The sequence below is a fragment of the Spirillospora sp. NPDC046719 genome (genome assembly GCF_040645715.1).
Classification (GTDB): domain Bacteria; phylum Actinomycetota; class Actinomycetes; order Streptosporangiales; family Streptosporangiaceae; genus Spirillospora.
The window spans coordinates 1-11,853 of sequence record NZ_JBEYYT010000297.1 but is presented as its reverse complement, the minus strand read 5'-3'; the positions used below and the strand labels follow the sequence as shown (position 1 = coordinate 11,853).

10 protein-coding genes are annotated in these 11,853 nt (G+C 74.7%); 7 read left to right on the top strand and 3 right to left on the bottom strand.

The features are described from left to right. Positions 1-260: 260 nt before the first annotated feature. The 4 genes from hemC to ABZ914_RS35545 all read left to right on the top strand — a co-directional run bounded on the left by hemC (position 261) and on the right by ABZ914_RS35545 (position 4,599). Positions 261-1,130: a hydroxymethylbilane synthase gene (gene hemC / locus ABZ914_RS35560; protein ID WP_433155212.1), complete on the top strand. Its 870-nt coding sequence runs from the start codon at positions 261-263 to the stop codon at positions 1,128-1,130. A gap of 122 nt (positions 1,131-1,252) precedes the next feature. Next, positions 1,253-2,782, top strand: coding sequence for a bifunctional uroporphyrinogen-III C-methyltransferase/uroporphyrinogen-III synthase (locus ABZ914_RS35555; RefSeq protein ID WP_500198635.1), 1,530 nt, complete (start codon positions 1,253-1,255; stop codon positions 2,780-2,782). A gap of 54 nt (positions 2,783-2,836) precedes the next feature. Continuing rightward, positions 2,837-3,820 (top strand): porphobilinogen synthase, encoded by a 984-nt coding sequence (gene hemB / locus ABZ914_RS35550; RefSeq protein ID WP_500198634.1) that lies wholly within the window; start codon positions 2,837-2,839, stop codon positions 3,818-3,820. Positions 3,821-3,960: 140 nt separating this feature from the next. Continuing rightward, positions 3,961-4,599 carry a bifunctional DNA primase/polymerase gene (locus tag ABZ914_RS35545; protein WP_433146825.1) on the top strand — a complete coding sequence of 213 codons (639 nt, stop codon included), beginning with the start codon at positions 3,961-3,963 and terminating at the stop codon, positions 4,597-4,599. A gap of 84 nt (positions 4,600-4,683) precedes the next feature. Here ABZ914_RS35545 and ABZ914_RS35540 read toward each other — a convergent pair whose 3' ends face one another. Further along, complete coding sequence (locus tag ABZ914_RS35540) at positions 4,684-6,381, bottom strand: serine/threonine-protein kinase (protein WP_500198632.1); 1,698 nt, start codon at positions 6,379-6,381, stop codon at positions 4,684-4,686. A gap of 136 nt (positions 6,382-6,517) precedes the next feature. Here ABZ914_RS35540 and hemL point away from each other — a divergent pair, with 136 nt between their 5' ends. Continuing rightward, positions 6,518-7,810 carry a glutamate-1-semialdehyde 2,1-aminomutase gene (hemL, locus tag ABZ914_RS35535; RefSeq protein WP_190859381.1) on the top strand — a complete coding sequence of 431 codons (1,293 nt, stop codon included), beginning with the start codon at positions 6,518-6,520 and terminating at the stop codon, positions 7,808-7,810. A 145-nt stretch (positions 7,811-7,955) separates the two neighbouring features. Here the strand turns inward: hemL and ABZ914_RS35530 are convergent, their stop codons facing one another. Continuing rightward, on the bottom strand, positions 7,956-8,840 hold the full coding sequence (locus ABZ914_RS35530; RefSeq protein ID WP_500198631.1) for a dihydrodipicolinate synthase family protein: 885 nt from the start codon (positions 8,838-8,840) through the stop codon (positions 7,956-7,958). 5 nt (positions 8,841-8,845) lie between these two features. Beyond that, positions 8,846-9,838 (bottom strand): EamA family transporter, encoded by a 993-nt coding sequence (locus ABZ914_RS35525; RefSeq protein WP_500198629.1) that lies wholly within the window; start codon positions 9,836-9,838, stop codon positions 8,846-8,848. 74 nt (positions 9,839-9,912) lie between these two features. On the opposite strand from ABZ914_RS35525, the gene ABZ914_RS35520 reads away from it, so the two are divergent. Then, positions 9,913-10,827 (top strand): LysR family transcriptional regulator, encoded by a 915-nt coding sequence (locus ABZ914_RS35520; RefSeq protein WP_500198625.1) that lies wholly within the window; start codon positions 9,913-9,915, stop codon positions 10,825-10,827. 115 nt (positions 10,828-10,942) lie between these two features. After that, positions 10,943-11,853: serine/threonine-protein kinase (locus ABZ914_RS35515; protein ID WP_500198622.1), on the top strand; the 911-nt coding region annotated here is incomplete at its 3' end.

Genomic DNA, 11,853 nt, shown 5'->3' with positions numbered 1-11,853 from the left:
GCGCCGAGGCCGACTGCGTGAGCGGCGCGCCCGCGGACGCCGCGGCGGACGCGGTCGACGCCGGCACCGTGAACGCGCAGGCCGCGAGCGTCCGGGCGGTCAGCGCCCGCGGCGTCGCGCCGCGCGAAGGAGAACAGTCGTGAACGCGGGGGCCGTGGAGCGGGCCGCCCGTCCTACGGTCGGAGCCGAGCAGTGAGTGGAGCAGCGCATTGAGTACCGCGGACAGGGGCCCGCTGCGGCTCGGCACCCGCAAGAGCCTGATGGCGATGACGCAGTCGCGGCTGGTCGCGGACGCATTGACGGAGCGGACCGGGCATGCCGTGGAGCTCGTCGGGGTAACCACCGAAGGTGATGTCTCCAAGGCGCTGCTCGCCCAGATCGGCGGGACCGGTGTCTTCGTCAACGCGCTTCGCGACAGGCTGCTGGCCGGTGAGGTGGACTTCGCCGTGCACTCGCTGAAGGACCTGCCGACCGGGCCCGCGGAGGGGATCGCGCTCGCCGCGACGCCCGTCCGCGACGACCCGCGCGACGCCCTGTGCGGCCCCTGCAAGCTGGCGGACCTGCCGCGCGGCGCCCGCGTCGGCACCGGGTCGCCGCGCCGCGTCGCGCAGCTGCGCGCGATGCGCCCGGACCTGGACGTCGTGGCGATCCGCGGCAACGCCGACACCCGGCTGCGCAAGGTCGCCGACGGGGAGCTGGACGCGGTGGTGCTCGCGCACGCGGGGCTGCGCCGGATCGGCCGGCTGGACGCGGTCGCCGAGGTCTTCGACCCCGACCAGATGCTGCCGGCGCCCGGGCAGGGCGCGCTCGCGCTCGAATGCCCCGCCGGGAGGGACGACCTCCGCGCGCTGCTTGGAACGGTCGACGATCCGATGACCAGGGCCTGCGTCACCGCGGAGCGGACGGTGCTCGCCGTCCTGGAGGGCGGTTGCTCCGCGCCCGTGGGAACATACGCTGCCGAAGTAGAAGAAGAGCTGCATCTGACCGCGACCGTCGCCGCGTACGACGGGAGCCGGCAGATGAGGCTGTCCGCAAGCGGCCACCCGGACGACGCCGAGAGGCTGGGGCGCGATCTCGCGCACCGGCTGCTCGCGCAGGGGGCCGACCAGTTGATGGGGGAGCGCGATTGAGCCCCGCTAGCCAGAGCCCCGCCCGCCCGGGGGCCGCCGGCCCGGGCGCCGCCGGATCGACCGCGGCCGGATCGACCACGGCGGGGAGGCCGAGCCGCACCGCCGACCCCGGCACGGTCGCGATCGTCGGGATGGGCCCGGGCGACCCGGGCCTGCTGACGCTGCGCGCCGCCGCCGAGCTGGAGCGCGCCGACACCGTCGTGGTCAGCCGCGCGTACTGCCCCGCCGACATCCTCGCGCACTGCCGCCCGGACGTGGAGATCCTCGACACCGCCGAGGGCGACCCGGTGAAGCTCGCGTCGCGCGCCGCCAAGGCGGGCCGCCGCGTCGTCCGGCTGTTCCACGGCGACCCCGGCGTCGTCTGCGGGCTGGCCAAGGAGGGCGCCGCGCTGCACAAGGCCGGGGTGCCGTTCGAGGTCGTCCCCGGCGTGTCCGCCGTGACCGGCGTGCCCGCCTACGCGGGCATCCCGCTGACCGACCCCGAGCACCGCGAGTTCCGGTTCGTCGACGCCTCCGACGGCGGCGTCGACTGGGAGGAGTTCGCCGGGTCCGACGCCACCCTCGTGATCTTCGGCGCGGAGGGCGCCGTCGCCGAGGTCGCCAAGGGCCTGGTCGCGGCCGGCCGCCCCGACTCGACGCCCGCTGCCATGACCAGCCTCGGCACCACCACCGAGCAGGAGACCGTGGTCTCCACGCTGCAGAAGCTGGCGTCCGACACCAAGGGCATGGAGGCCCCCGCGATGATCATCGTGGGGGACGTGGTCGGCTGGCGCGACCAGCTGTCCTGGTTCGAGACCAAGGCGCTGTTCGGCTGGCGGGTGCTGGTGCCGCGCACCAAGGAGCAGGCCGCGTCGCTGTCGGACCAGCTCCGCGGGTACGGCGCCGTCCCCGACGAGGTCCCGACGATCTCCGTCGAGCCGCCGCGCACCCCGCAGCAGATGGACCGGGCCGTCAAGGGCCTCGTCACCGGGCGCTACGAGTGGGTGGTGTTCACCTCCACCAACGCGGTCAAGGCCGTCCGGGAGAAGTTCGTCGCCTACGGGCTGGACGCCCGCGCGTTCGCCGGGCTGAAGGTCGCCGCCGTCGGCGAGCAGACCGCCGCCGCGCTCGTCGAGTTCGGCATCCACCCCGACCTGACCCCGTCCGGGCAGCAGTCCAGCGAGGGCCTCGCCGAGGTGTGGCCGCCCTACGACGAGGACCTCGACCCGATCAACCGGGTCCTGCTGCCGCGCGCCGACATCGCCACCGACACCCTCATCGCCAAGCTCACCGAGCTCGGCTGGGAGTGCGAGGACGTCACCGCCTACCGGACGGTCCGGGCCGCGCCGCCGCCCGCCCCGATCCGCGAGGCGATCAAGGGCGGCGGGTTCGACGCGGTGCTGTTCACCTCGTCGTCCACGGTGAAGAACCTGATCGGCATCGCCGGCAAGCCGCACAACGTGACGGTGATCGCGGTGATCGGCCCGCAGACCGCCAAGACCGCCGAGGAGTACGGGCTGCGCGTCGACGTGATGGCGCCGAAGCCGTCGGTGTCGGCGCTCGCGGAGGCGCTCGCGGAGTACGGTGCGAAGCGGCGGGCGGCCCAGATCGAGGCCGGCGACCCGCTGCGCAAGCCCAGCCAGATGCGCCGGGGAGCCCGGCGCCGCAAGTAGGAGCCCGCCGACCGGGCCCGGCGCGGCCGCGCCGGGCACCGGGAAAGAAGGATCATGTCTGCTCAGTTCCCCGTCGCCCGGCCGCGGCGGCTGCGCCGCACGCCCGCGCTGCGCCGGATGGTCGCCGAGACCAGGCTCGCGCCCGCCGATCTGGTGCTGCCGATGTTCGTCAAGGAGGGCATCTCCGAGCCGCAGCCGGTCGCGTCGATGCCGGGCGTCGTGCAGCACACGCGCGACAGCCTGCGCAAGGCCGCGCACGAGGCGGCGGAGGCCGGCGTCGGCGGCCTCATCCTGTTCGGCATCCCGGCGGTCAAGGACGGCGCCGGCTCGGGCGCCGACGACCCCGCCGGGATCGTCCAGCTGGCCCTGCGCGACCTGAAGTCCGACCTCGGCGACGCCGCCGTGGTGATGACGGACCTGTGCCTGGACGAGTACACCGACCACGGCCACTGCGGCATCCTCACCGCCGGCGGCGAGATCGACAACGACGCGACGCTGGAGCGGTACGCGTCCATCGCCGTCGCGCAGGCCGCCGCCGGGGCCCAGGTGGTCGGCCCGTCCGGGATGATGGACGGCCAGGTCGGCGTGATCCGCGGGGCCCTCGACAAGGCCGGGTACAGCGACGTCGCGATCCTGGGGTACTCGGTGAAGTACTCCTCCGCCTACTACGGCCCGTTCCGCGACGCGGCCGAGTGCGCCCCCCAGTTCGGCGACCGCTCCACCCACCAGCAGGACCCGGCCAACGCCGACGAGTCGCTCCGCGAGGTGTTCCTCGACCTCGACGAGGGCGCCGACATGGTGATGGTGAAGCCCGCGGGCCCCTACCTCGACATCGTCCGGCGGGTCCGCGACGCCGTGGACGTCCCCGTCGTCGCGTACCAGGTCAGCGGCGAGTACGCGATGATCGAGGCCGCCGCCGAGAAGGGCTGGATCGACCGCGACCGCATCATCATGGAGTCGCTGCTCTCGATCCGCCGCGCGGGCGCCGACCTCACCCTGACCTACTGGGCCACGGAGGTCGCCAAGAAGCTCCGGTGACCCGGGGGAAAGCTCCAATGATCATGGGCGGGTAGTTACTTAGGGTCGTTTTGGCAGGGGCGCCGTGTCTGGCGCGGCGGCGCGCGGGCATCATCGTCTATCAAGAACCCACGTTCGACCTTGGGTATTGGGGGGCGGAGATGCTGGCGGTCTCGGGGAACAGGCGGCAACGGGCGGCACGCGACCGGATGGCCTCGGCCGCCCTGCAGTACGCCGCGATGGGCTGGCCCTGCTTTCCGGGGGCGCATCCGCCCGCCGCCGGCGACCGGTCCTGCTCGTGCGACCGGATCGGCTGTCCGGACCCGGCGGCGCATCCGGTGTCGGCGGCGTGGGCGCACCAGGCGTCGGCCGACCCGGACCGGATCCGGCGCTGGTGGACGCAGCGCCCGGAGTCCAACATCATCCTGCCGACGGGCCGGGTCTTCGACGTGTTCGACGTCCCCGCCGCCGCCGGCGCCGCGGCCCTCGGCCGGATCGCCCGCGAGGACCTGCCGGTCGGGCCCGTCGCGAACCTCGGCGACGAGCGGTACCTGTTCTTCGTCGCCACCCGCGGCGCCCCCGCCGACGAGGACGAGTGGTGGTCGTGCCACCTCGACACCTCGCCGGAGACCGTGGCCGAGACGCCCGGGATGCGGTGGCACTGCCGCGACAGCTACGTGGTGGCGCCGCCGTCGGTGCTGGCGTCCGGCAAGGAGGCGGCCTGGGTGCGGCCGCCGCGGGACGAGCCGCTGCCCGACCCGCTGCGGCTCCTGGAGGTCCTCGCCGACAGCTGCGAGTGACCGGACCGGGCGGGCCGGTTCCGGCCCGCCGTCAGAGCGGACCGGCCCCCGCCCGCGATCGGGGAGGACCGGTCCGGTCCGCGGTCAGCGCGGCGCCTTGATCGCCTTGCGGCCCCAGGCGGAGTACGACGTCGTGACGATCTGGTTGCGGCCCTTCGCCGGCCCGGCCCGCAGCCACAGCTTCACCGGGCGGGACGAGCCGTCCAGCTTGAGCGCGAAGCTGATCTGCTGGACGCCCGTGGCGCGTGCCATCTCCGTGTACAGCGCGCCCGATCCGGGCGCCTGAGCGAGCTTGGCGACGGGCGCCTCGCCCTTGTACACCCCACCGGACTCGCTCAGCGTCGAGGCGGCGTTGAGCAGCGTCGTCACCGCGGACACCGAGCTGCCGCGCCGCACCTGCTCGGCCAGCCCCGGGTAGCCGCGACCGCCGACGGGGGAGGGCCGCCACTTCTTGCCCGCCCGCAGGAACACCCGGTCGCCGACCAGCACGGCCTGCGCCCGCTTGCGCGTCTTGGCGGACCCCGACAGCGTCATCGAGTACGACGGCTCCGTCCCCTGGACCAGGCCGAAGGTGCCCTGCGCGACGCTGGGCGCGCCGCAGCAGCCGGTGCGGCGGAAGCTGAACCGTGCGCCGGGCGCCTGGTCGGTGGCCTGGACGATGCGCGCCGCGAGCGGCGCCGGGGCGACGCCACCGGGCGGCAGCGACGGCTGGGGCGTGCTGCTCTGCGCGGGCGACGGGGTCGGCGGCGTGGCGTCGCCCTCGCCGGACTTCATGAAGACGAAGCCGCCCGCGACCGCGCCGGCGACGACGACCGCCGCGATGGCGGCCGCGATCCGGCGGTTGCCGTTGCCGCGCGCGGCGGTCTGCCCGGTGGCGATGACCTGGTTGCGGCCGGTGCTGCGGGACGCCTTGGGCTTGGCCGGCTCGGGCTGCATCGCGGCCTGCGCGGCGAGCTCGGTGAGCCGGCCGCGGCCCTGCGCCTCCCACGACGGCCCGTACGCCGCCACGGCGGCCTCTTCGAGCGCGCCGAGGTAGTCGGCCGCGGACTTCGGCCGCGTCTCCGGATCCTTCGCGAGGCCGTGGCCGATCAGCTCGCGCAGCGGGCCGGGCACCTCCTCGGCCGGGATCGGCGCCTCGCGGTGCAGCCGCGCCATGTTGCGCCCGGCGTACGGCGGATGCCCGGTGAGGCACTCGAAGAAGATCGCCGTCGCCGCGTACAGGTCGGTGGCGACGCTGGCGGCCGCCCCGTCCCACAGCTCCGGCGCCGCGTAGGCGGGCGCGAGCTGCGCCTCGGTGCCGGGCGCGGCGGTCGCGAAGTCGGTGAGGCGCGCGTTGCCTTCGCCGTCGACGAGGACCGCGGACGGCCGTACGGCGCCGTGGACCACCTCCAGGGCGTGCGCGGCGGCGAGCCCCAGCAGGGTCCCGCCGAGCAGCGACAGGGCCGCCAGCGGGCCCGTGGGGCCCTGTGCGGCCAGCACCCGGCGCAGCCCGACCCCGTCGACGTACTGCATGACGACGGCGGCGCCCTCGGGGGCCTCGACGAAGTCGTAGAGATCGGCGACGTTCGGGTCCTCGAGCTGGGACAGTGTGCGCGCGGACGCACGGAACCGCGCCATGAAGGCCTCGTCGGCGCGCAAGCCGCCGGCGAGGTATTTGATCACGACCTTCGTGCTGGTCATGTCGTCGACCGCCAGCACCACCCGGCCCGCGGCGCCGTCGCCCAGTTCCCGCTCTTGGGTGAAGCCCGGGACCGTCCAGCCGTCAACCACGTTGAAAGCCATCCCTCCGATACGGCGGACGCCGGTGAAGATAAGGGGCGCCTCCCGAACGGGCGCCGATGTCGTACTTGGTGGAATATCGGCCCGTACCCGGCGAGGTCAAGCGCAGTCGCCGAACTGCAACTGAGAGACTGGAAACGTGACTGTCACCGATCGCTCCCAGCAGTTGTTCGAGCGCGCCGAAGGGCTCGTCCCCGGCGGCGTGAACTCACCGGTCCGCGCCTTCGGCGCGGTCGGCGGGACGCCGCGCTTCATCGCCTCGGCGCGCGGCCCCTACCTGACCGACGCCGACGGCAACGAGTACGTCGACCTGATCTGCTCGTGGGGCCCGATGATCCTCGGGCACGCGCACCCGGACGTGGTCGCGGCGGTGCGGGAGGCGGCGGGCCGCGGCACGTCCTACGGGGCGCCGACGCCCGGCGAGGTCGAGCTGGCCGAGGAGATCGTCGCGCGGGCGCCGGTGGAGAAGGTCCGGCTGGTCAACTCGGGGACCGAGGCGACGATGTCGGCGATCCGGCTGGCGCGCGGCTTCACCTCCCGCCCGAAGATCGTCAAGTTCGCGGGCTGCTACCACGGGCACGTCGACTCGCTGCTGGCCGCGGCCGGGTCGGGGGTGGCGACGTTCGCGCTGCCGGACACCCCCGGCGTGACGGGCGCGACGACCGCCGACACGATCGTGCTGCCGTACAACGACGTCGCGGCGGTGGAGACGGCGTTCGACGAGCACGGCCACGAGATCGCCTGCGTGATCGCCGAGGCGGTGCCGTGCAACATGGGCGTGGTGCCGCCGCTGAACGGCTTCAACGCGCTGCTGAAGCGGCTGTGCGAGCGGTACGGCGCGCTGCTGGTGCTGGACGAGGTGCTGACCGGCTTCCGGGCGTCGCGGTCCGGCTGGTACGGGATCGAGGGCGTCGCGGCGGACCTGGTGACGTTCGGGAAGGTGATGGGCGGCGGGCTGCCCGCCGCGGCGTTCGGCGGCCGCGCCGAGATCATGGACCGGCTCGCGCCCGCCGGGCCCGTCTACCAGGCGGGCACCCTGTCGGGGAACCCGCTCGCGACGGCCGCGGGGCTGGCGACGCTGCGCGGCGCGACCGACGAGGTCTACGCGGCGATCGACCGGGCCGCCGGGATCGTGTCGCGGGCCGCGTCGGAGGCGCTGGCGAAGGAGGGCGTCCCGCACTCGCTGCAGAACGCCGGCAACCTCTTCTCGATCTTCTTCACGGACGGCGCGGTCGGCGACTTCGCCGCCGCGCAGCGCCAGGACGTCAAGGCGTACGGGGCGTTCTTCCACGCGGCGCTCGAGCGCGGCGTCTACCTGCCGCCGTCGGCGTACGAGGTGTGGTTCCTGTCGGCGGCCCACGACGACGAGGCGATCGGCCGCATCCTGGACGCCCTGCCCCACGCCGCCCGCGCCGCGGCGCTGTCTTCTTGATCCCGGCCCAGGGGGCTCGCCTGGCGGCTCGCCCCCTGACCGGGATCGGGCGAGCGCGGCATCGCTTCGCGATCTTCCCGGTGAGGCTCGCCTTCGGCTTCGCCTCACCGGTCAGGTAACGCGCTCGCGTGACGGCTGAGGCACCTCAAGGCAGCCTGAGTGGACTGAGGGCGCGGAAGGCGCGGAGCGCGGCGGCGGTCGACTCGGGGTGCGGGGCGTGCAGGGGCGCGCGGACCGCGGGGTCGTCGATCAAGCCGATCTCGGCCAGGCACGCCTTCAGCACGGACGGCGACGGCTCGGCGAACAGCGCCCCCGCGAGCGGCAGCAGCGCGTTGTGCAGCGCCAGCCCCCGGGCGGCGTTGCCGTGCCGGGCCGCGTCCGCCATGTCCGCGTAGGCCCGCGGCGCCAGGCACGCGGACGCGGCGACGCCACCGGACGCGCCGAGCTGCAGCATCGGGTAGACGTAGGCGTCGTCGCCGCACAGCACGGCCTTGCCCGTCTCCGCCGCCAGCATGTCCAGGGTGGCCTGGTCGACGGCGCCCGCGCAGTGCTTGATCCCGGCGACGCAGTCGAGCCCGAGCAGCCGGACGAGCGCCTCCCCGGACAGCGCCTTCCCCGTCCGGTACGGGACGTTGTAGGCGATGAGCGGGACGTCCACGGCGGCGCCGACGGCCGCGAAGTGGTCGATCACGCCGTCGTCGGACGGCCGCAGGTAGTACGGCACGACGACGAGCAGCGCGTCGGCGAGCGGCGCGTGCTCGCGGGCCTCCCGGATCGTGTCCGCGGTGCCCATCGTCCCGGCGCCGACGATCAGCCGGGCGCCGTGCTCGATGGACACGGCCCGGCACACCTCCAGGACGGTCCGCCGCTCCTCGGCCGTCAGCAGCGCGGCCTCGCCGGTGGTGCCGAGCGCGACGAGCCCGGTGGCGCCGTCGCGGAGGCAGTGCGCGGCGAGCCGTTCGAGGGACTTGGCGTCCACCTCGCCGTCGCGGGTGAACGGCGTGACCAGGGCCGCGTGGATTCCGTGCATGGGTGTCACCTCGTCTGGACGGGCTCCGGCGGAGCCACCTGGATAGGGCCGCCGGACGCGCCGGACGCGCCGGACGCGCGGCTTGCGCGGGACCGCAGCCGGACGCTGCCCGCCGCGACGCCGCAGATGATGAGCGCCGCCCCGGCGAGGCGCGTCCCGTCCACGTGCTCGCCGAGGACCAGCGCGGCGGACAGCAGCCCGAACGGCGGGACGAGCAGCGAGTACATGGCGACGGTGCCGGCCTCGTAGCGGCGCATCAGCCAGCCCCACACGCCGAACCCGACGAGCGTGGAGACGTAGGCGATGAACGCCAGCGAGCCCACCCCGGCGACGGACAGGTGGCGCGCCGCGTCCGGCACCGCCCCGGGCCCCTCGAAGATCAGCGAGAGGGCGAACAGGGGGACGGGCGGGACCAGCGACATCCAGACCATGAACCCGAACGCGTCGACGGGCTCGGCTGCGGTCTGGTTCATCCGCCGCATCGCGACGTTCGCCAGCCCCCAGCTCGCCGCCCCGCCGATGCACAGCAGGAACGCGCCCACCGGGCTGCCGCTGTGCTCGCCCGACACTCCGATCCCGTCCGACCTTCCGGCCGCCTGCGCGACCCCGAGGAGCGCCACGCCGGCGAACGCGACGGCCATCCCGATGATCTGCCGGGCGCCGAGCCGCTCGCGCAGCAGCACCCCGGCGAACAGCGCGGTGAAGATCGCCTGGACCTGGAGCACCACCGACGACAGCCCCGCCGGCATCCCCAGCCGCATGCCGATGAACAGCAGCGCGAACTGCCCGACGCCCAGCGGGATCCCGATCAGCCACAGCCAGCGGACCGCGACCGGCGGGCGCCGCACGAAGAACACCGCGGGCAGCGCGGCGGCGGTGAACCGCAGCGCGGCGAGCAGCAGCGGCGGGAAGTCCTCCAGCGCGACCTTGATCGGGACGAAGTTGAATCCCCAGATCGCGGCGATCAGGGTGGCCAGCAGGACGTGGCGCGGTCTCATGCCCCCGATCGTCCGCCGCGGCCTTGTTTTAGGACAAGCTAGAATCTGTCGACTTCTCGTTTTAGAATTGCTACATGCTCGATCTCGAACGGCTGCGCGCCCTGCACTCCGTCGCCACCTACGGCTCGGTCAGCGCCGCCGCCGACGTGCTGCACGTCACCACCTCCGCGGTCTCCCAGCAGCTCGCCAAGCTGGAGCGGGAGACCGGGCAGAAGCTGCTCGAGCGCAACGGCCGCGGCGTGCGGCTCACCGACGCCGCCGAGCTGCTCGTCGGGCACGCCGAGCGGATCCTGTCCCTCGTCGAGCAGGCCCAGGCCGACCTGGAGGCGCACCGCGGCTCGGTCGTCGGCCAGCTGACCATCGCCGCGTTCCCCACCGCTGTGCGCGGGCTGATGCCGCAGGCGCTGCCGCCGCTCCGCACGCAGCACCCCGACCTGCACGTCCTGGTCCGCGAAGAGGACCCGCTGCACAGCATGCCGCTCGTCCTGCGCGGCGACCTCGACATGGCCGTCGTCCAGGACTGGAGCAACGAGCCGCTCCCGCTGCCCGAGGGCCTGCACAAGGGCGCCATCTGCGAGGACGTCGCCGACGTGGCGCTGCCCGCCGGGCACCCGCTGGCCGGCCGCGCCAGCGTCGACCTGAAGGAGCTGGCCGGCGACCCGTGGATCAGCTCCGTGCCGGACAGCATCTGCTGCGACTGGCTCCTGCGCACCCTGCGGGCCATCGACAGCGAGCCCCGCATCGAGCACATGGCCTACGAGTTCGCGACGCAGCTCGCGCTCGTCGCCGCCGGCCTCGGCAACGCGATCCTGCCCCGCCTCGGCCGCTGCGACGTGCCGCCGGGCGTCGCGATCGTGCCGCTCGCCGAGCCGCTGACCCGCCGCGTGTACGCGGTCTGGCGGGAGGAGGCCGCGCGCCGTCCCGCGATCCGCGCCGTCGTGAGCGCGCTGCGCGCCGGTGTCCCCGCGTCCGCCGAGCGGGCCGCCTGACGGTACGTTCCCGCCGTTTCCCGCCCTGGAGCCGCCCGTTCCCGCCCGGAGCCGCCGGTTCGCCGCACCGCGCTCGATTCGGTACGTTCTTCGCGATCATGGCGGGAGGCGCGCGATGAGCGGCTGGCGGGTCGAGGGCTACACCGAGGTGCGGGAGCTGGGCGCGGGCGCGCAGGGACGCGTCGTGCTCGCCCGGCACGAGCCGTCCGGCACCCCCGTCGCGATCAAGTACCTGAACGCGTCCGCGAGCGAGGCCGAGCGGGAGCGGCTGCGGCACGAGGCCCGGATGCTGGGGCGGGCCGAGAGCCCGCACGTCGCCCGCCTCTTCCACCTCGTCGAGGGCCCCGACGGCGCCGCGATCATCATGGAGGCCGTCGACGGGGTGTCGCTCAAGGAACTGCTCGCCCGGCACGGGGCGCTCGGCCCCGAGGCGTCGCTGTCGGTGCTGAAGGGCTCGCTGCTCGGCCTCGCCGCCGCCCACGCCCTCGGCGTCGTGCACCGCGACTACAAGCCCGCGAACGTCGTCGTCCCGGCGGACGGGCGGAGCCGCCTCGTCGACTTCGGCATCGCGGCCCCCGCCGGGCAGGAGGCGGGCGGCGCCGGCACCCCGTACTACATGGCGCCCGAGCAGTGGGACCGGCACACCGCCACGCCCGCGTCCGACGTGTACTCCGCGACCTGCGTGTTCGTCGAGTGCGTCAGCGGCCAACGGCCGTTCGGCGGCGGCCGCGCCGAGCTGATGCGGGCGCACCTCACCGGCCCCGTGCCGGTCGAGACCGTCCCCGAACCGCTCCGCGACCTCGTCGCGCGGGGCATGGCGAAGGACCCCGCCGACCGCCCGCCGGGCGCCGCCGCGTTCGTCGACGACCTGGAGCGGACCGCCCGGGAGGCGTACGGGCCGGACTGGGAGTCGCGCGGGGTCCGCGCGCTCGCCGCGTCCGCCGTCGCGCTCGCGGCGCTGTTCCCGCTGGCCGCGTGGGTCGTCCCGGGTGCCGCGTCCGCGGCCGGGACCGCCGCCGCGCAGGG